This is a genomic window from Pseudomonas sp. B21-051 (assembly GCF_024748795.1).
GTDB classification, from domain to species: Bacteria; Pseudomonadota; Gammaproteobacteria; order Pseudomonadales; family Pseudomonadaceae; genus Aquipseudomonas; species Aquipseudomonas putida_A.
In genome coordinates, this window is the sequence record NZ_CP087166.1 from 2661662 (window position 1) to 2681698 (window position 20037).

Annotated in this window: 19 protein-coding genes; 8 read left to right on the forward strand and 11 right to left on the reverse strand. The window is 62.0% G+C overall.

All coding sequences use genetic code 11. The annotated features are described in order from the left end of the window. The first annotated feature begins 15 nt into the window (after positions 1-15). From LOY52_RS11925 to LOY52_RS11945, 5 genes are all read left to right on the forward strand, one after another. A complete protein-coding gene (locus LOY52_RS11925) occupies positions 16-384 on the forward strand; it encodes a DUF4810 domain-containing protein (protein WP_007969675.1) in 369 nt (122 codons plus the stop codon). Beyond that, complete coding sequence (locus LOY52_RS11930; RefSeq protein ID WP_027613674.1) at positions 381-1040, forward strand: DUF799 domain-containing protein; 660 nt, start codon at positions 381-383, stop codon at positions 1038-1040. Before LOY52_RS11925 ends, LOY52_RS11930 begins: the two co-directional genes overlap by 4 nt. Positions 1041-1280: 240 nt before the next feature. Beyond that, a complete protein-coding gene (locus tag LOY52_RS11935; protein ID WP_027613675.1) occupies positions 1281-1970 on the forward strand; it encodes a GntR family transcriptional regulator in 690 nt (229 codons plus the stop codon). 133 nt (positions 1971-2103) lie between these two features. After that, positions 2104-4215: an ATP-binding protein gene (locus LOY52_RS11940; RefSeq protein WP_258679607.1), complete on the forward strand. Its 2112-nt coding sequence runs from the start codon at positions 2104-2106 to the stop codon at positions 4213-4215. Positions 4216-4394: 179 nt separating this feature from the next. Then, positions 4395-7028: an excinuclease ABC subunit UvrA gene (locus tag LOY52_RS11945; RefSeq protein ID WP_258679608.1), complete on the forward strand. Its 2634-nt coding sequence runs from the start codon at positions 4395-4397 to the stop codon at positions 7026-7028. 389 nt (positions 7029-7417) lie between these two features. Here the strand turns inward: LOY52_RS11945 and LOY52_RS11950 are convergent, their stop codons facing one another. From LOY52_RS11950 to LOY52_RS11975, 6 genes are read right to left on the reverse strand one after another with little or no spacing between them, the layout of a single operon-like run. Then, entirely contained in the window at positions 7418-9361 is a 1944-nt protein-coding gene (locus LOY52_RS11950; protein WP_258679609.1) for a response regulator, read from the reverse strand. Beyond that, positions 9351-10226 carry a sensor histidine kinase KdpD gene (locus LOY52_RS11955; protein ID WP_258679610.1) on the reverse strand — a complete coding sequence of 292 codons (876 nt, stop codon included), beginning with the start codon at positions 10224-10226 and terminating at the stop codon, positions 9351-9353. The genes LOY52_RS11950 and LOY52_RS11955 overlap by 11 nt, the downstream gene beginning before the upstream one ends. Further along, entirely contained in the window at positions 10219-11229 is a 1011-nt protein-coding gene (locus tag LOY52_RS11960) for an ATP-binding protein (protein WP_258679857.1), read from the reverse strand. Before LOY52_RS11960 ends, LOY52_RS11955 begins: the two co-directional genes overlap by 8 nt. Further along, positions 11226-11630 carry an anti-sigma regulatory factor gene (locus LOY52_RS11965; RefSeq protein WP_003225570.1) on the reverse strand — a complete coding sequence of 135 codons (405 nt, stop codon included), beginning with the start codon at positions 11628-11630 and terminating at the stop codon, positions 11226-11228. The genes LOY52_RS11960 and LOY52_RS11965 overlap by 4 nt, the downstream gene beginning before the upstream one ends. Then, entirely contained in the window at positions 11627-11989 is a 363-nt protein-coding gene (locus LOY52_RS11970; protein WP_027613682.1) for an STAS domain-containing protein, read from the reverse strand. The genes LOY52_RS11965 and LOY52_RS11970 overlap by 4 nt, the downstream gene beginning before the upstream one ends. A 4-nt stretch (positions 11990-11993) precedes the next feature. After that, a complete protein-coding gene (locus LOY52_RS11975; protein ID WP_096796830.1) occupies positions 11994-12845 on the reverse strand; it encodes an STAS domain-containing protein in 852 nt (283 codons plus the stop codon). A 250-nt stretch (positions 12846-13095) separates the two neighbouring features. Here LOY52_RS11975 and LOY52_RS11980 point away from each other — a divergent pair, with 250 nt between their 5' ends. Next, positions 13096-13365 carry a hypothetical protein gene (locus LOY52_RS11980; protein WP_258679611.1) on the forward strand — a complete coding sequence of 90 codons (270 nt, stop codon included), beginning with the start codon at positions 13096-13098 and terminating at the stop codon, positions 13363-13365. Positions 13366-13427: 62 nt separating this feature from the next. On the opposite strand, the gene LOY52_RS11985 is transcribed toward LOY52_RS11980, so the two are convergent. Continuing rightward, the gene (locus LOY52_RS11985) at positions 13428-13949 is read right to left on the reverse strand and encodes a DUF4142 domain-containing protein (RefSeq protein ID WP_258679612.1); all 522 of its coding nucleotides are present in this window, start codon (positions 13947-13949) and stop codon (positions 13428-13430) included. 204 nt (positions 13950-14153) lie between these two features. Between LOY52_RS11985 and LOY52_RS11990 the strand changes: the two genes are divergently transcribed. Continuing rightward, positions 14154-14396 (forward strand): DUF465 domain-containing protein, encoded by a 243-nt coding sequence (locus LOY52_RS11990; protein ID WP_027613686.1) that lies wholly within the window; start codon positions 14154-14156, stop codon positions 14394-14396. A 108-nt stretch (positions 14397-14504) separates the two neighbouring features. Next, positions 14505-14669, forward strand: coding sequence for a hypothetical protein (locus tag LOY52_RS11995; RefSeq protein WP_167734148.1), 165 nt, complete (start codon positions 14505-14507; stop codon positions 14667-14669). A gap of 152 nt (positions 14670-14821) precedes the next feature. Here LOY52_RS11995 and LOY52_RS12000 read toward each other — a convergent pair whose 3' ends face one another. The 4 genes from LOY52_RS12000 to LOY52_RS12015 form a co-directional block, all read right to left on the reverse strand. Then, on the reverse strand, positions 14822-15892 hold the full coding sequence (locus tag LOY52_RS12000; protein ID WP_258679613.1) for an SMP-30/gluconolactonase/LRE family protein: 1071 nt from the start codon (positions 15890-15892) through the stop codon (positions 14822-14824). Further along, positions 15889-17034, reverse strand: coding sequence for an SRPBCC family protein (locus LOY52_RS12005; RefSeq protein ID WP_258679614.1), 1146 nt, complete (start codon positions 17032-17034; stop codon positions 15889-15891). Before LOY52_RS12005 ends, LOY52_RS12000 begins: the two co-directional genes overlap by 4 nt. A 111-nt stretch (positions 17035-17145) precedes the next feature. Next, positions 17146-18009 (reverse strand): LysR family transcriptional regulator, encoded by an 864-nt coding sequence (locus LOY52_RS12010; RefSeq protein ID WP_202368380.1) that lies wholly within the window; start codon positions 18007-18009, stop codon positions 17146-17148. A gap of 179 nt (positions 18010-18188) precedes the next feature. Then, the gene (locus LOY52_RS12015) at positions 18189-19907 is read right to left on the reverse strand and encodes a hydrogenase maturation protein (protein WP_258679615.1); all 1719 of its coding nucleotides are present in this window, start codon (positions 19905-19907) and stop codon (positions 18189-18191) included. Positions 19908-20037: the final 130 nt, after the last annotated feature.

The following is a 20037-nucleotide window of genomic DNA, read 5'->3' on the forward strand; positions in this document are numbered from 1 at the left end:
CAAGGAGCAACACCCATGAATCTGACTTTGTCGCGGTCGCTGCTGGCCCTGACGCTGGCCGCCAGCGCCTTGCTGGCCGGTTGCAGCAGCCCGAAAACCCTGTACCAGTGGGAAGACTACCAACCGCAGGTCTACGAATACTTCAAAGGCGAAGAGCCGAAAGAAGCCCAGGCCGAAGTGCTGGAGCGCGACCTGCAGAAGATCCGTTCCACCGGCAAGGCTGTACCGCCGGGCTATCACGCGCACCTGGGCCTGCTGTACCTGAGCATGGGCAAGGACGATCAGATGGTGCAGCAGTTCCGCACCGAGAAAGCGCTGTTCCCCGAGTCCGGCCCGTACATGGATTTTCTGCTTAAAAACGCCAAGACCGGAGACGCCCAATGATTTCGCGCACCCTGAAACTGTTGGCCGCCGGTTTGGCCCTGACCGTGCTCGGTGGCTGCGTCGCGCCGAAAACCGTGGATTACTCGGCGTACAAGCAGGCGCGGCCGAAGACCATTTTGGTGCTGCCGCCGCTCAATACCTCGCCGGACGTCAAGGCGTCATACAGCCTGTTGTCGCAAGTGACGTTCCCACTGGCCGAGGCCGGTTACTACGTGCTGCCGATCACCCTGGTGGACGAAACCTTCCGCCAGAACGGCCTGACCACCCCGGATGACATCCATCAGGCTCCGGCCAACAAGCTGAAGGAAATCTTCGGTGCCGACGCTGCGCTGTACATCACTGTGACCGAGTACGGTACGCGCTACATGGTGATCAGCAGCGAAACCGCGGTAACCGCCACCGCCAAGCTGGTCGATCTGAAATCCGGCACCACGCTGTGGACCGGTTCGGCACGGGCGTCGAGCGAAGAGGGCGGCAATAACAGTGGTGGCGGCCTGGTCGGCATGCTGATCACTGCCGCGGTGAAGCAGGTGATCAACAGTTCGACCGATGCCGGGTATCCGATTGCCGGCGTGGCGAGCAATCGCCTGTTGTCGGCCGGTCAGCACGCCGGCCTGTTGTACGGCCCGCGTTCGCCGAAATACGGTACTGACTGACCATCAAAAGATCGCAGCCTGCGACAGCTCCTACAGGGGAATGCATTCCAAATGCAGGAGCTGTCGCCGCCTGCGATCTTTTTGCATCATTACGGGCCTCTCGTTCACTTGACCCCACCTGACTTGCGATTCATCCCCTGCATCTCGACGCCGAAGGCGATATCCTGCGCCACACTTATCTGCGCAAACGGCGAATAACGCTGCAATACCGCGTTTGCCCGAGGCTAAAGGAGTGTTCGAATGACCGAGAAGAAACTGGAAACCACGGTCGACCGCGTCTACCAAGGGGTTTACCAGGCGATCAGCAAGCGTTCGCTGCGTCCGGGGATGAAGCTGGGTGAAGCGTCGCTGGCCGAACTGTTCAATGTCAGCCGCACGTCAGTACGCGCCGCGCTCAAGCAACTGGAAGCCGAGGGGCTGGTCACCACTGAGCCTAATAAAGGTGCATCGGTGTCGCTGCCGAGCAACGAAGAGATCCGCTCGCTGTTCGAAACCCGGCGGCTGATCGAAATCGGCATGGTCACCGAACTCTGTCGGCGCAAGGACACCGCCGCCATGCAGGTCCTGCGCGAGCACCTGCTACTGGAGGACGCAGCCCACGCGGCAGGCGATCACGAGCAACTGATTTACCTGCTCGGCGAGTTCCACCTCAAACTGGCGCGCAGCCTCAACAACCCGGTGCTGCTCGACTGGTTCCAGAAGCTGATTTCCCGCGCCTCGCTGTACGTTGCCGCACTGGATGACGACAGCCATGAAGCCTGCCGTGACAACGAACATCTGCGCCTGATCGAATACATCGAGGCAGGCGATCAGAGCGCCGCCATCGAACTGACCTGCACGCATTTGAACGGTATCGAGAAGGCGATTCTCGACGTCGCGGCGAAGATGAAAACTGGCTACCATCCGCTCAAGCACCTGATCGGGGTCTGATCCGGGCCTGGTCTGAAATCGGCTATACCTCTAATGAAACCATTACGGCCGATGAGGCTCGAAACAGACGGGCGTCGCGGCGTTCTGCCGTCGCGATGTATCGGGCAAACACCAAAGGACACCGAGTCAATCGATGCAGTTTTTATCCGATAGCCACGGTTGTGACGGCTGGAAAGGCGAGATGGCCGGGCGCATTTGTGCGTTCGACTGGCGTCAGACCGAACTCGGCCCGCTCGACACCTGGCCTGCGAGCCTGTGCAGTGCCGTGCAACTGATGCTGGCGTCGCCGTTGCCGATGGTCATGCTCTGGGGCCGTGCCGGCTATATGATCTACAACGATGCCTACTCGCAGTTTGCCGGTGGTCGCCACCCGTATCTGCTGGGCGCACCGGTGGAGCTGGGCTGGCCAGAAGTCGCTGATTTCAACCGGCATGTGGTCGACACCTGTCTGGCGGGCGGTACTTTGTCGTACCGCAACAAGGAACTGGTGCTGCTGCGCGATGGCGTGCCCGAAGACGTCTGGATGGATCTGTATTACAGCCCGGTGCCCAACGATGACGGTGTGCCGGCCGGGGTGATGGCGATGGTGGTCGAAACCACCGAGTTGGTTCGCTCCGAGCGCCTGCGTCAGGCCGCTGAAGATGCCTATCGCGCCGACAACGAACGGGTGCGCCTGGCGCTGAATGCCGGGGCGTTGCTCGGCTCTTTTGTCTGGGACGTGAAGAATAATGTGCTGTCGGCCGACGAGCGTTTCGCCCGCACATTTTCGTATCCACCGGATCAGGACTTGAGCAATCTGCCGCAGTCCTACTGCGAAGCTCGGATCCACCCGGACGATCTGGCGTGGGTGCATGATCGGGTCAGCCATTCGGTGCAGACCGGTGAGCCATACAACGCCGAATACCGCGTACAGCGCCCGGACGGCAGTTATCTGTGGGTGCTCGCCAGTGGTGCCTGCGAGTTTGACGAACACGGCGCAGCGTTTCGTTTCCCCGGGGTGTTGATCGACATCCATGAACGCAAGATCGCCGAAGAATCGCTGCTCAAATTCACGCGCAACCTGGAACAGCGGGTGGCCAGTGAAGTGGATGCCCGGCTGGCGGCGGAAGAGCAACTGCGCCAGTCGCAGAAGCTTGAAGCCATCGGCGGCCTGACTGGCGGCGTGGCCCACGACTTCAACAACCTGCTGCAGGTGATCGCCGGCAACCTGCACTTGCTGGCGCGGCACGAGCCGGACAATGCCAACGTGCAACGCCGGGTCAGCGCTTCGTTGGCGGCGGTCGAGCGCGGTGCCAAGCTATCGTCGCAACTGCTCGCCTTTGCCCGGCGTCAGCCGCTGTCGCCAGCAGTGTGCGATCCGCGACAGATCTTTGAAGGTGTTGGCGAATTGCTGCAGCGCGCGTTGGGCGAGACCATTCAGATCGATGTGCAACTGCCGCAAGAGCCGTGGCACATCAACGTCGACCGCAATCAACTGGAAAACGCCATTCTTAATCTGGCGATCAACGCCCGGGATGCGATGAAAGGCGAGGGTACGATTGTCCTCAGCGCCCTCAATACCCGGCTGGACAGCAATTTCTGCGCGGGCAAAGGCATCGTTGCCGGCGATTTCGTGCGAGTGATGGTCAGCGATTCCGGCGTCGGCATTGCGCCACAAATGCTCGAGCAGGTGTTCGAGCCGTTCTTCACCACCAAGGCCGACGGCCAGGGCACCGGGCTCGGTTTGAGCATGGTGTTCGGCTTCGTCAAACAGAGTGGCGGCCACGTCGAGATCGACAGCACCGTGGGCGAAGGCACGCGGGTGCAACTGTACTTTCCGCGCAGCCTGCGTCCGGTTCTCGAAGAGACGCCGAGCGTCGACCCGCAACAGGGGGGCGGCCACGAGACCATTCTGGTGGTAGAGGACAACGACGCGGTGCGTGCTTCGGCCGTGGAGTTGCTGCGCGAGGAAGGTTATCGCGTGCTGACTGCCGGCAATGGCGACGTGGCAATGCAGATGCTGCTGGAAGGGATCGACGTGGATCTGATTTTCACCGACGTGGTGATGCCGGGGTTGATCAAGAGTTCTGATCTGGCAGCCTGGGCCAAGGTGCAGACGCCACCGGTGGCGGTGCTGTTCACCTCCGGCCACACCCGCGACATCATTTCACGCAACCACCAGTTGAGCCCGGACACGCACTTGCTCGGCAAACCGTATGGCCCGGAGGCGTTGTTGCAGATGATTCGCTCGGTGCTCAGTGCCTGATTCCCTGTGGTGAGGGAGCTTGCTCCCGCTCGGCTGCGCAGCAGTCGTAAACCTGGAAACCGCGGTTTACCTGCCGGGTTGAATCGTCTGGATTCGGGGCCGCTCCGCAGCCCAGCGGGAGCAAGCTCCCTCACCACAGGTTTTGTGCTCGACTCACATTTTCCGATCAAGGCTCGCCAATGACTTCCAAACGCACCTCCAAAGCACCCGCCGGCATGGTCCGGGTGCGTGGCGCCCGGGAACACAATCTGAAAAATGTCGACGTCGATATCCCTCGCGACGCGCTGGTGGTGTTCACCGGTGTATCCGGTTCAGGCAAGTCGTCGCTGGCCTTTTCGACCTTGTACGCCGAAGCCCAGCGGCGTTATTTCGAGTCGGTCGCGCCGTATGCGCGGCGGCTGATCGATCAGGTCGGGGTGCCGGATGTCGATTCCATCGAAGGCCTGCCGCCCGCCGTGGCCCTGCAACAGCAGCGCGGCACGCCGAGCACGCGTTCGTCGGTGGGCAGCGTGACCACCTTGTCGAGCCTGATCCGCATGCTCTATTCCCGCGCCGGCAGTTATCCGCCGGGGCAGCCGATGCTCTATGCCGAGGATTTTTCGCCGAACACCCCACAAGGTGCGTGCCCGGAGTGCCACGGTCTGGGCCGGGTCTACGAGGTGACCGATGCGCTGATGGTGCCCGATCCGAACCTGACCATCCGCCAACGCGCCGTGGCGTCCTGGCCGCTGGCGTGGCAGGGGCAGAACCTGCGCGACATCCTCGTAACCATGGGCATCGACGTCGACATCCCGTGGAAGAAACTGCCGAAAAAGCAGCGTGACTGGATTCTGTTCACCGAAGAAACCCCGACCGTGCCGGTGTACGCCGGGCTGACCCCGGAGGAAACCCGGGTCGCCCTCAAGCGCAAGATGGAACCGAGTTATCAGGGCACCTTCACCGGCGCCCGCCGCTACATCCTGCACACCTTTACCCATTCGCAAAGTGCGCTGATGAAGAAGCGCGTTTCGCAATTCATGCTTGGCAGCCCGTGCCCGTTGTGTGACGGCAAACGCCTGAAGCGTGAAGCGTTGTCGGTGACCTTTGCTGGTTACGACATCGGTGAACTGTCGCAGATGCCGTTGCTGCAAGTGGCCGAAGTACTGCGGCCAGTCGCAGCTGCAACGTATCTGCAGCAGGCCGAAGAAAGCGGCGAAACCCTCAGTCATGCGCAAACCCGTGAAGCCCGCCAGCAGCGTGTCGCTCATGGTGCCAGCGGCCATGCAAGTGCGCCGGACGTGCGCCACACACCGAACCTGTCGCTGGAAAAACGCCTGGCGGCGCAGCGGATTGCCGAGGACTTGCTGGAGCGGGTCAGCACCCTGACCGATCTGGGCCTGGGTTATCTGGCACTGGAACGCAGCACGCCGACACTGTCGTCCGGCGAGTTGCAGCGACTGCGCCTGGCGACGCAATTGGGCTCGCAACTGTTCGGCGTGATCTACGTGCTTGACGAGCCATCCGCCGGTCTGCATCCGGCCGATGGCGAGGCGCTGTTCGAAGCCTTGCAGCGCTTGAAGGCCGACGGCAATACGCTGTTTGTGGTCGAGCACGATCTGGAAACCATGCGCCGCGCCGACTGGCTGATCGACGTCGGCCCGGCGGCGGGCGAGAAGGGTGGGCGGGTGCTGTACAGCGGCCCACCGGCCGGGCTGGCCGAGATCGACGAATCGCAGACCCGCGCCTATCTGTTTGCCGAGAGCCAGCGGCAGACCCGCACCGCGCGCAAGCCGACCGGTTGGCTGAAACTTGACGGGATCAGCCGCAATAACCTGCACAACCTCAGCGCTGAATTTCCCTTGGGCTGCTTCACCTCGGTCACCGGGGTTTCCGGTTCGGGCAAGTCGAGTCTGGTCAGTCAGGCGTTGCTCGAACTGGTCGGCGCGCAACTCGGGCGGCCGCTGGTTGAGGACGAGCCGGAAGAGCTCAGCCTCGAAGACGATGCGCCGCAGGCCAGCAGCGGTCAGGTGACGGCGGGGCTGGAGTCGATCAAACGCCTGGTGCAGGTCGATCAAAAGCCCATCGGCCGCACGCCACGTTCGAATCTGGCGACCTACACCGGGCTGTTCGACAACGTGCGCAAACTGTTCGCCGCCACGCCTGAAGCACGGGCGGCGGGGTATGACGCCGGGCAGTTTTCCTTCAACGTCGCCAAGGGTCGTTGCCCGACCTGCGAGGGTGAAGGTTTTGTCAGCGTCGAGTTGCTGTTCATGCCGAGCGTGTATGCGCCGTGCCCGACGTGTCATGGCGCGCGCTACAACCCGCAGACTTTGGCGATTCAGTGGCAAGGCTTGAGCATTGCGCAGGTGCTGCAACTGACCGTGGAAGAGGCGGTAGAAGTGTTCAGCGAGCAGCCGGGGATTCGCCGTTCATTGGAGGTGCTGCGTGACATCGGCCTTGGTTATCTGCGGCTCGGCCAACCGGCCACCGAGTTGTCGGGCGGCGAGGCGCAACGGATCAAACTGGCGACTGAACTGCAGCGCAATCAGCGCGGCGCGACCCTGTATGTGCTGGATGAACCGACCACCGGGCTGCATCCGCGAGACGTCGATCGGCTGCTGGAACAACTGGATACGCTGGTCACGGCCGGGCACACGGTGATCGTGGTCGAACATGAAATGCGCGTGGTGGCGCAGAGCGACTGGGTGATCGACATCGGCCCGGGGGCCGGGGATCAGGGCGGCAAAATCGTCGCCGCCGGCACGCCGCAGAAAGTTGCCGCGAGCAAGAAGAGCCGCACGGCACCGTTTCTGGCGCGGGCCTTGAGCCGATAACTGCGCCGTTCCGGCCGGCCCCATCGCCAGCAGGCTGGCTCCCACAGGTTCTGCGGTGTGCACAGGATGGGTGATCAACACAGAGCCATTGTGGGAGCGAGCCTGCTCGCGAAAGCGGTGTGTAAGGCAATGAAGATGTCGGATGTACCGCCACCTTCGCGGGCAAGCCCGGCTCCCACAGGTTTTTTGGTGTGCACAGGATGGGTGATTAACACAAAGCCATTGTGGGAGCTGGCTTGCCAGCGAAAGCGGCGTATCAGCAATGAAGATGCTGGATGTACCGACGCCTTCGCGGGCAAGCCCGGCTCCCACAGGTTTTTTGGTGTGCACATGATGGGTGATCAACATAGATCCAATGTGGGAGCGGGCTTGCTCGCGATTGCGGTGTGTCAGGCACCGTCTAGCGTGCGGCGAACCTTGTCCAGCAGTTCGCTGATCTGGAAGGGTTTGACCAGCATTTCCATGCCACTGCCCAGAAACACCTGACGATTGATCGCGGTTTCGGCATAACCGGTCATGAACAGGATCGGCAGGCTTTCACGCCAGCCCCGCGCCACGTCCGCCAGTTCCCGGCCGCTCATGCGCGGCAGACCGACGTCGCTCAGCAGCAGGTCGATCGTCGGATCATTCTGCAAGCGCTCCAGCGCGGTTTCGATATCCGCCGCCTGGGTGCAGCGATAACCGGCATCCTCCAGCACCTCGGTGACGAACATGCGCACCGCCGGCATGTCCTCGACAATCAGCACATGCTCGCCCGAGCCCTGCGGATCGACAACCACTGGCGCGACATCAGCTCCGGTCGGGTCACTGGTGGCCGGCAGCATGATGGTCACTTCGGTGCCGCGCCGCGCCACGCTGCGGATATGTGCATCGCCACCGGACTGGCGGGCGAAGCCGTAGATCGTCGACAACCCCAGACCAGTACCCTGGCCCAACGGTTTGGTGGTGAAGAACGGGTCGAACACCTTGTCGATCACACTGTGCTCGATACCGGTGCCGTCATCGCGCACCGACAGCGCGACATACGCACCATCGGCCATGTTCGGGTCGCCATGGGAGTACGCGGCATAGGTGTTGACCCAGATATTGCCGCCCTTGGGCAGAGCATCGCGGGCGTTGATCACCAGATTCAGCACAGCGCTTTCCAGCTGCACCGGGTCGACCAGGGCAATCGCCGGTTTGTTGGTCAGTTCAAGCTTGAGGGTGATGCGTTCGCCGATGGTGCGCACCAGCAGTTCTTCCAGCGAACGCACCTGCTCGTTGATGTCCACCGGCCGGGTATCCAGCGGCTGCTGGCGGGCGAAGGCCAGCAGGCGATGGGTGAGGGAGGCCGCGCTCATCGCCGAATTCAGTGCGGCTTCGGCGTAGAACTGCACCTTGTCCGGACGCGCATCGGCCATGCGTTTCTGGATCAGTTCGAGGCTGGTGATGATGCCGGTCAGCAGATTGTTGAAGTCGTGGGCAATGCCTCCGGTGAGCTTGCCCAGTGCGTCCATTTTCTGTACTTGCAGCAACTGCGATTCGGCGCGCACCCGCTCGGCAACTTCCTTGGCCAGCTGTGTGGTGGTGTCGTCCAGACGCGCCAGGTGCGAGCGCTCGCGGTGGCGATGCTCGGTGACGTCTTCGACGAATACCAGGCTCAGCTGCGGCGTGCGGTACGGTGAAATCTGCCACTCGGTTTCGCGGATCTCGCCCTGTACACGCATGTTCAACGTGCCTTTCCAGCGCTCGCCATCGACCAGTCGCAGGCGCAGTTCGTTGAGGATCGCGCCCTGGTCCTGGTCGAAGCATTCGCTCAGGGTTTCCGGGGCGCGGTTGTCCTGAACCAACTGCGCGAAGGCGTGGTTGCACTCGTGCACCTTCAGGTTGGCATCCAGCACGGCAATCGGCGCCGAGACGTTGACGAAAATCTCGCGAAACCGGGCCTCGCTCTCACGCAGCGCGTTTTCGGTATCACGTACCCGCAGCAGAGTGCGCAGGGTCGCCAGCAATACGTCCGGGTCCACCGGGTGAATCAGGTAGGCGTCGGCCCCGGCGTTGAGGCCGGTGATGATGTCGCCGGTCTGGATCGACGCGGCAGACACGTGGATCACCGGCAGCAACGCAGTGCGTGGATCAGCACGCAGGATCCGCACGATGTCGAAGCCGCTCATGTCCGGCAGGTTGACGTCGAGGATCAGCGCATCGAGTGGCTCGCTCGCGATCAGCGCCAGGCCCTCGCTGCCGGTGCCGGCCTCCAGCACCTCGTAGCCGTGGCGCTCGAGGCGCCGGCGCAAGGCGTAGCGGGTGGCGGCGTTGTCGTCGACGATCAACAGACGGATGTCACGTTTCATCGACATTCTCCAAGGCGAGCGCCAGTGGAATGATCACGAAAAAGGTCGAGCCGACCCCGGGGGCGCTGTCCATCCCGACCTCGCCGCCGAGCAGGGCAGCGAAGCGCTTGCACAGGGACAAGCCGAGGCCGGTGCCGCGCAGGCGTTTCTGCAGCGGCGAGTCGACCTGCGAGAAGTCCTCGAACAATGCACCATGCAGCTCCGGCGCGATACCGATACCGGTGTCGCTGACGGCAAAACGTACTTTGTCCGAGCCTTCCAGGCGCGCCGAGATCCGCACTTCGCCACGGGTGGTGAATTTCAGAGAGTTGGAAATGAAATTGCGCAGGATCTGCGCGAGTTTCTTGTCGTCGGTGTACAGGCGCGGCAGGCCGATCGGCTCTTCGAAAATCAGGTCCACCGCCGACGCATCGACGATCGGCCGGAACATCCCGCGCAGGGCGGAGAACAGGTCGAACATGTCGAACCATGCCGGGGAAATACTGATCCGTCCGGCTTCGATTTTCGCCAGGTCGAGCAAGTCATCGACCATGTCGCTCAGTTCGCGGGCGGCGCTGCTGACGAACGCCACCTGCTTGTGCTGCTCGGGGCTGAGCGGGCCGTCGAGCTCATCGGCCAGCAAGCTGTTGATGCTCAGGATCGAACCCAGCGGCGTGCGGAACTCATGGCTCATGTACGACAGGAAACGGCTTTTCAAATCCGAGGCCTGCCTCAGTTCTTCCGCCTGGGTGTCGAGTTCGGCATAGAGCGCCAGCACGCCCTGGTTGGTCTCGTCGAGTTCCTCGCGCAGGGCCGCGGTCTCGCTCTGCAATCGGGCGATCAGCGCAGCCTGTTCGGCGGCATTCAGGGTTGGCGACTCAGCCATGGGCGGCCTCCAGGGCAACGACCAGCACGGTTACATCGTCGCGCCCGCGACAGAAGTCGCGGTGCAGGACGCTGGCTATCACGGCGGGATGGCGGTGCACCAGACCGGGGTAGTCTTGAAGATTCCAACGGGACTGCAAGCCGTCGCTGTACATGATCAATAGATGTCCGTTCACGTGAGCATAGTCAAAGGGCTGGGCTTTCCGGTATTGGCCGCCGACGATGCCCGGGTGCGAGGCCAGGCCTCGCGACTTGTCGGCGGTAATCAGGCTGGCGCCGATGTTGCCCACGCCAGTAAAGATCAGGCCATCGCGGACGGCATTGTACTGGGCGAACGCGGCTGCGCCGCCACGGCTGCCGATCATGTCGCGGTGCATATCCTCCATCAGCAGCACCGGACTGGCGAACGGCGTCTGGGCGAACACTCGCTCGCCGGCCTTGGCCGCGCGCTCGGCATCTTCACCGTGGCCAAGGCCGTCGATGATCAGCGCACTGACATTCGCGCCGTTGTACGCCAGGTGCCAGGTGTCGCCGCATGCCGGGTCGTTGTGCAACGAGTGCTGGCTGACGCCGTAGCGCAAGTCCGGTTGACGGTCGCCGCGCGGGTACAAACGCGCCAGTAGCACCGCGCCACGGGCGTCGGCGTACACGTCAAACACTTCGGTCTGACGCGCCACAGCGCCCAGTCCGATGCCTTGGGTGCCGCCGGTGGAAAAGCCGTCGGTCAGGCACGCGTCGAGGTCAAAGCCCTGTGCGCGATCAATCGCGAGCATTTCGATGCCGAATCCGCCGCGGCGCGGCAACAGGCGCAAGTGAACTTCGCCGCGGCTGGCGTGCTTGAGCACGTTACTGGCCAGTTCGGTGGCGACCAGCGCCACGCGTCCGGCATCGGTTGCATCAAAACCGTGTTGCTCGGCGAGCCGTTGCGCGGTGCGCCGGGCGTGGCCGATCTGGCTGCTGTCTTCGATCAGCAGTACCTGGGTCAGCGACCCTGCGATATTCATGTCCATCGGGTGATCGTTATTCGCGTGCCCTTGCCCGGCTCGGTGTCCAGTTCGAACTCCTCGACCAGGCGTTTTGCCCCGGTCAGGCCCAGGCCCATGCCGCTGCCGGAGGTCCAGCCGTCGGTCATCGCCAGTTTGATATCGGCAATACCGGGGCCTTCGTCACGGAACGTCAAGCGCAGACCGACCTTGTGATCTTCATCGAGAATCTGCCAGTCCATGTCGCCGCCGCCACCGTAAACCATGGTGTTGCGGGCCAGCTCGCTGACCGCCGTGACCATTTTGGTCAGGTCGATCAGGCGCATCCCGCATTCGGTGGCCAGTTTGCGGGCGGTCTGGCGTGCGAGCACGACATCCTGCTCGATATGGATGGGTTGAGTACCGCTGCTGCGTACGGTCATTGCCGGTTTACTCGTTCCTGCAGCAGTTTCATCCCGCGCTCGACGTTCAGTGCGGTGCTGACTCCCGGCAGGGTCAAACCGAGTTCGACCAGGGTGATCGCAACGGCGGGTTGCATGCCCACCAGCATGGTTTCGGCGTCCATGATTTTCGACAGCCCGGAGATCGTGCTGATCATCCGGCCAATGAACGAGTCGACCATGTCCAGCGCCGAGATGTCGATCAACACACCACGCGCCGAGGTCTTGCTGATGCGCTCGGACAAGTCGTCCTGCAACGTGAGGGCGAGTTGGTCATGCATGTCGACCTGAATGGTCACCAGCAGAAACTTGCCCATTTGAAGAATCGGGATACGTTCCATCGGCTCAGACCGCTTTGCCGAGGCTGATGCCCAAGCGGGAGAGGGCGAGCTTCAGTGCGTCGGCCAGATTGGCCTTGGTCACCACGCCTTGCAGGTCGAGGCCCAGGTGGACGATGGTCTGGGCGATCTGCGGACGCACGCCGCTGATGATGCAGTCGGCACCCATCAGACGAATCGCGGTCACGGTTTTCAGCAGGTGCTGCGCGACCAGGGTGTCGACGGTGGGGACGCCGGTGATGTCGATGATGGCGATTTCCGAACCGGTGTCGACAATGCGTTGCAGCAAGGACTCCATCACCACTTGGGTACGTTGCGAATCGAGGGTGCCGATCATCGGCAGCGCCAGTACGCCGTCCCACAGCTTGACCACCGGCGTGGAGAGCTCCAGCAGTTCTTCCTGTTGGCGTTTGATCACCGCTTCACGGGACTTCTGGAAGGTGCGGATGGTGTGCATGCCGAAGGCGTCGAACAGTTCGGAAATTTCCCAGAGTTGTTCGGCGAGCAGCGCTGGCTGTTCTTTATAGTGCGCTTGCAGCAGGGCAAACAGCGGGCCCTTCAGGGCGAAGATGAAACTGGCAGTCTGTTGCGAATCCTGACCGAGCTGGGCACGGCTGTGGGAGAGCTTTTCGAGGAACTGGCGGGTGGCTTCCCAACCCGGCGCATTGATGTTGGTGCCGTTGTCATCCTGCAGGCCATTGATCACCAGTTGCAGGAATTCGCTGGTCTGTTGTTGCAGGTCATGGTCTTTGAGATTGCGGGTGGCGCCGCTGGCTTCCAGGCCGTTGATCCATTCGCTCAGCAGTTGTGGTTGTTTGTTTTTCATCGCATCGAATGTGCTGTTCTGCAGTGCTGCCATGTGCCTGTTGCTCCGTAGCGTATTGGGGCCGGTTCTGTAAAAAGTGACCGGTGCGAAGTCAGTGACCTTTGCCGTTCGAAATAGTTGTTCGGTTGCTCAGGGATATTTTTGATCCGGCGCAAGGAATGCCCCGATAACTCTAGTCGGCGCCCCTGAACTCAGCGATGTTTTGAACGTTGGCACCGTAGCGGCTTCGAATATACAAGGCTGGCGGGTTTGAGTCGCGCCAGCATTGAAAAACGAGGTGGCTATGAACGAGCAATCGCAACAGCAGCAGAAACCGGACGCCGAACCGATCAATCGCAACGACCCGGCCATAGACCCCCAGGTACCGGGGCAGAACCCGCCAACGCGACCCACGGGTGGCACCGAGCAAGTGCAAAGCGCCGATCCGGCGGTAGATCAAAAGAACAAACACACCGACAACGACAACGAATTCAGCCCCGGTTTCGAACCTGAGCCCGATCGTCCGAAGCCCGGTGAAGAAACCGATGCCGACATCGATACTGACGGCGGTTGATCTCGCTGAAACGACAAAAGGCCGCATTTATCAATGCGGCCTTTTGCTGTACAGCGCCCGGGTTATTTGCTCGGGTGCTTGGCTTGCAGCTCTTTGGCCGCGGTCAGGTGTTTTTCCAGCGCCGGCAGCATTTTCTGTGCAAAGGCCTTCAGTTCGGGGGCGCCTTTGACTTTGTCGTCGGTCACGGTGTTGGCTTCTTTCTTGAACAGTTCGATGGTTTCTTCGTGGGCCTTGACCTGATTGTTGGCGTAGGCCGCGTCGAAGGATTCATCGCGCATGTCGAGGATCTTTTCCTTGGCCTGCTTGACCAGGGTGGTGGTGTCCGGCACCTCGATGTCATTGGCCTTGGCAATGCTGGCCAGTTCATCGTTGGCCTTGCTGTGGTCGGTGATCATCATGTTGGCAAACGCCTTGATGTCGGCCGACTGGCTTTTTTCCAGGGCGAGACGGCTGGTTTCGATCTCGGAAATGCCGCCGGCAGCCGCGTTGTCGACAAAGCTGTTCGAAGTCGCGGCGAAGGCACTGCCCATGCCGGTGCTCAGGGCTACAGCCAAAACGAGATGACGCAGGTTGAATCCGTCCATTGATGTTTCTCCACACAGGTTTTTGTTGACGTTATGCAATGGAGGGAGCGGAGCAGGAAAAGGTTTGATCGCGTTTCCGACAGGGCGACGAACGGCCACCGCTGGTCTGACAGGTGGTCGACAGAACGGCCCGACCAAGGCCATTCTGATAACTGCCAGCGCAATCGGTCGCGTTGGTTGCCGATCAACTGACGGAGGTGTTCCATGCCGGTGACTCATGACCTGTATCAGGATTTGAAGCTAACGAAGGAAGAGGTCCAGCAAAAACGCACCGAGGATCCATTTCTGGATGCACTGATCAACAAGTATTCCCAGGCGGACGCCGAAGTAGTCAAGGCCGAGACGGCGACCTCGGATGCACCCAGCGATGACACCCTGAAGAAACTCAAAGAGAAACGCTTGCAGGTCAAAGACAAGATCGTCGCGCAGTTGCAGGCTCGATCCTGACCGTCAGTCGCTTCACCGCTTCAAAATGGTGAAATGACTGAACGCAGCCCCCGACCGGCACCTCGAAAGTACAGAGTCTTCACTCAGCGACTCTTTGCGAGGTGCCCCATGAACAAACCCAGATTCCCCAGTGAAGAGCAGGGCGGTTTCGACCCGGTGCCCACGCATCCGGAACCCAACAGCCCGGCACACACGACCACTTTTCCCGAAGAGCCGGACGAGGATCTTCCTGAAGACGAAGATCCGGACAAGTTCGACAGGTCGGGTAACTGATAGTCCGCTATCGTTGGCAAGCCAGCTCCCACAGGCGGATTACATCTCAACTGTGGGAGCGAGCCTGCTCGCGAAGAGGCCAGCACATTCAACATCATCGTTGCTTGACACAGCGCCTTCGCGAGCAGGCTCGCTCCCACATTGGCCCAGACTCACTTCAACGCCTCCGCCAACGGCAACCGCGCCATGTGCGTAGCCTTCAGCGACCCCAGATACAACCAGTCCCCATACTCGCGCGCCGTAGTAATCGGCGAGTAATTGCCGCTGCTGGCGTCCTGCAGATTGGCGATCACCTTGCCCTGAAGATCCAGCCCCAGGACAAACCCGCGTTTTTCCACCGGTTTTGGCAGCACCGTCAGCGCGCGCACGATCACTTTACGCACCCACGGATACCCGGCGGTGCCATCGAGCAGGGCACTGCGCGGCGCATAGAGCGCGACCCAGAAGCGATTGCTGCCATTGAACGCGAGGTTGTCGGGTAGCCCGGGCAGGTTGTCGATGAACAGGTCATGTGTCCCGGCCTTTGGGCCGCTCAGCCAATAGCGGCTGATGCGATAGGCGCCGGTTTCATTGACCAGCACGTAAGCGTCATCCGGGCCGAGGGTCACGCCGTTGGCAAACTCCAGTTTGTCCAGCAGCACGCTGGTCTTGCCAGTCTGGAAGTCATAGCGCAGCAGACGTCCGTTGCCGCCATGCTCGATGATCGCTTCGCCGTCATGGCCGTAGCCCCAACGGCTGCTGGCATCGCTGAAATAGGCGTGGTGCCCGGACTTGTCGATGGCCACATCGTCGGTAAAACCGAAGGGCAGGCCATTGGCCTCGGTGGTCAGCGGAATCAACTGACCCTGAGCGTCGAGTGACAGCAGACCTTTGACCGCGTCGGCGATGACCAGCAAACCGTTGGGATGCCGCGCCAGACCCAGCGGCCGGCCGCCGGTGTCGCTCAGCACTTGGCGCGATTTGCCATCGAGGCTGGTGCGGATCAGTCGCCCGTCATGCAGGCCGGTGATCAGGAAATCGCCTTCCAGCAGCAGTGCCTCGGGGCCGTCGATGTCGCTCGGGCCAACCTGTTTGGCGGCTTTGAGCCGTTGGTTTTCCGCGTACGGTCCTTCGCTTAGGGACGGCGCCGCTGGCGGCTTCCACGCCACCGGCTGCACCTTGGTCGGCATCAGTAGCAGAAATGCGATGACGAGGATCACCAGCAGTAACAGCAGGCGCTTCATGAAAGGTGCCCCGTCAGCGTCAGGTGCCTGAGCGCCATGTCGCGCAGGGCCTGCATCGAGGTCGCCGATTCACGTTCGATGCGGCGCTTGAGCAGCAGCAGATTGGCCAGGCGCATGCCAAGGCCATCGAACTGATAATCCAGGGTGCGCACGAAACGCGTGCCGTCGCCTTGCGTCGCGCACTCGTAGGTCAACAGCAGCGACAAACCATGATCGCCCCGCGCCTTGGCGCACCAGCGGCGGCCGGGCAGATACTCGGTGACCTCCCAGCGCAAATGGCCGGCGCGCCCGCCGGCATGAATGTCTTCTTCGAAACGCGCGCCGGCATGCAGCGGGCCTTGCGGACCGTCGATTTTCAGCGACGACGGGTGCCACTCGGGCCAGTGGTTGACACTGGCGGCGTAGCGAAGCACGGCGACCGGTTCGCCGGCGATATCGATCTGGTGCTGCATGCGGGTCATGGGCGATCTCGAATAGCGCAACGGGGCGGGTGGCGGCTCCCAGTACAGGGTGCCGAACAGGTAATCCATCAGCGGAAAAACGATATTGAAATTGCGCTCCTGCATGCGCTCGCGGCGGTGATGCAGTTCGTGCAGATGCCGCATCTGGCGGATCCACGGCAGGCGGGTCAGCGGATTATTCGACGGTAGATGCTCGCAGGCGTGAAACACCTCGTAGGCCAGATAACCCAGGACCATGCAACCGCCGAACAGCCCGGCGACATTGGCGTTGAACTGGGCGAGCAGCCACCACAGCGGCAGGGTGAAAATCAGTGTATGCACGACGATCAGCCAGGCCGGAAACAGAATCACCCGCCAGTCGCGGGCGCCGTCGTAAGTCATGTGGCCGGGGGTGAAAAAGCTGTGATGGTCGCCGGCATGCCGGGCGTAGAACAGCTTGGCGAAGGTCTTTTTGTGGTGGCCGAGATGGCGATGAACCATGTACACGCCAAAGTTGAACAACAGCAGGGTCAGCGGCACGCTCAGCCATTCCAGCGGCTGCACCTGATGCGCGCTGCTCCAGAAAGCGCCGAGCGCCAGCACGCCGAACAGCAGCACGAAAGCGCCGTGCAGCCACGGGTTGTACAGCGGATGAATGGCCGCGCGGTAGCGGCTGCGGAATGCCTCGGTGGTCTGCCTCACTGCGTTCACCTGCGGGTATTGTTGTTATACCCGGCAGATTAGCCGATCCGGCCGTTTGTGCCGGCCGCCCTTGAGGTCAGTTGCGCCATGCTCCGGTGTAAAGCGGCCGACTCAGCTCAACGGGTTCCAGCGCTGCGACCAGTCGTCATCGGTGGCGATCACCTGGCGCAGCAGATCGAACGCCTGTTGCAGCGTCGCCGAGTCGCGCTCGCGGGCATACACCAGATAGGTTGGATAACCGAATTCCGGGGCTTTGCTCACCGCTTCCAGTGCGCCGCTTTCCAGATAGCTACGCACCACACGGGTACGGAAGTAGCCGCTACCGCCATGTTCGAGGATGTATTGCAGGGCCAGCGGGCCGAGGTTGAAACTCAGCGCAGCTTTGGCCTTGTCCGGCAGGGCGGCGTCGTGCTGACGACGGAAATCCGGCCCCCAGTCGATGTAGACGTAGGGATCCGGACGGTTCGGTGCACGCACCAGAATCAGTTTTTCTTCCAGCACCTGCTCGACCTGCAGGCCGGGCCAGTATTCCGGCTGATAGACGAGCGCAGCATCGAGCACGCCGAGTTCGAGTTGGCGCAACAGGTTTTCACCGTCGCGGATTTCCATGCGCAGGGCGTGGCCGGGGATCTTCTCGCGCAGTTCGGCGGCCCAGCTGAGCATCAACGGGTTGCACAGGCTGACTTCGCCGCCGATGTGCAGCACGTTGTGATAGCCGTCCAGCAACGGCAGGTCGCGCCGCGCGGCTTCCCAGGTCTGCACCAGTTGATTGGCGTAGACCACGAAGGCCTCGCCATTGGCGGTCAGTTTTGCCCCGGCGCGGTTGCGCACGAACAGCGTACTGCCCAGCTGACTTTCGAGTTTCTGCACCCGGGCGGTGATCGCCGTCTGCGTGACGAACAACTTCTGCGCCGCCGCCGCGAGACTGCCGTGGCGAACGATTTCCAGAAAGGTGCGGGCGAGGTCGATATCCATGGGCGGGCCGGTGTCTGAGGTGCGGGCATTGTAAGTGCCGGCTCGCCACCGCGTCATCGTTCATCGCGAACAGGCTCACCCCTGCAAGGGTTCTGCGATAGACATGGATTTTGCGAACGACGCAGTACCCTTGTGGGAGCGAGCCTGCTCGCGAAGAGGCCCGCGCAGTCACCCAGGCATCAACCCGCCAACTCAACCTTGCGCACCCGCGCCCATTCCTCGACCAATCGCGCCGGCGTGCCGCAGGCTTTGCGCTTGTAGACGAAGTGGCGGCACTTCTCGGCAAACTGGTTGCGGTTGTAGAGCATGTCTTCCTGCATTTCCTGCAGCTCGTTTTCCCGACATTGCTCGATCAGCACCTGATCCACCCGCAACTTGCGTTCACGCACCGCGGCATAGGTCGGGTCAGTCAGTGCCGCGTTGGCGCGTTGCAGCAACCACAAGGAAAACTCATCCGGGCAGCGCGGGCCGATTTCCTGGACCATGCCCAGTTGCAGCGCCTGCGTGGCACTGACCGGCAGGCAGGCCTGGGTCAGTTGCTCGGCCATCGCCGGGCCGACGGCGCGGGGCAGGCTGTAGGTCCAGTATTCCGAGCCATACAGGCCCATGCTCTTGTAATGCGGATTGAGCACGATGTCGGCGCGGGCGAACACGATGTCGGCAGCCAGTGCGAGCATCACGCCGCCGGCCCCGGCATTGCCGGTCACGCCGCTGACCACCAGTTGTCGCGCGCTGAGCAATTCGGCGCAGACATCGTTGATCGCCTGAATATTTGCCCACGCTTCAGCGCCCGGATCCTGCGCGGCCAGGATCACGTTCAGGTGCACACCGTTGGAAAAGCTGCCGCGTCCGCCCTTGAGCAACAGCACGCGGGTGTCCCGAGACTTGGCCCAGCGCAGCGCTTCAACCATGCGCTGACACTGTTCGGTGCTCATCGCGCCGTTATAGAACTCGAACGTCAACTCCCCGACATGCCCGGATTCGCGGTAGCGGATCGGCTGATACGCCTCGTCGTTGAACGGCTCGCTGGCGATCGACCAGTCGAGGGTCGGCACGCCTTCCAGTTGCCCGGCCAGCACATGCCGCGCCGGTTGCTTGAAGGTCTCTTCGCCGGGCAGCGGTTTGCGCCGCAACGAGCCGATCCACAGGCTGTGATCGCCGGTGGCGACCAGCACCGCGTCGTCATGCACCGCGAGGATCTTGCCGGGAATGCCGGTGCGCTGATCGAGGTGCGCGTCGTACACGTAATACTGCCCGCCGGCCAGACTCGCCAGGACCCCGGGCTGGCCGTCCGCGGCGTCGATGCAGCGTTTGATGAAGCGCGAGCAGTCGTGCCAGCTGAAGGTGCGATCGTCCTGCTTCATGTTTGGCTGCAAGCGGCCGCGGACTTTTGGGTCGGTGTAATCCAGTGCGACCGGAACGAAGCCGTCGATGAATTTCTCGACCACTTCGCGAATGCAGCGAATCGCCGCATCGCTGACCCGACCGTTGTACAGCTCGGATTTGCGCAAACCCGACGGCAAATTGAATTCGCAGGTGGCCCAGACCGGACCGGCGTCCATTTCTTCCACTGCTTGCAGCGCGGTCACGCCCCAGCGCGTCAGTTCGTTGGTGATCGCCCAGTCCAGTGCGCTGGCGCCACGATCGCCGACGATGCCCGGGTGGATGATCACCACCGGGCGCTGCGCATTACTCCACAGCGCATACGGCACGCGGTCCTTGAGGAACGGACAGATCACCAGATCGGCGCCGCTGTGTTCGATCTGTTCGCACACCGACGCCTCGTCGGTGAACACCACGACGCTGGGCGAGTGCCCGGCCTGACGCAGTTCCAGCCAGGCGCGTTGAGTCAGGCCATTGAAGGCCGATGACAGCAGAATAATCTTCAGTGATCGCATGGTTTTCTTCCTTGAAGGGATAGCCGCGGGCTCCCGGTGAGCCGTCCTTGGCGTTCGATGGAGCGCGCAGATTAGTCAGTGCTTCAGCGCTGGCAACTGATCGGGGTCAACGTTGTGTCAGTCAATATTT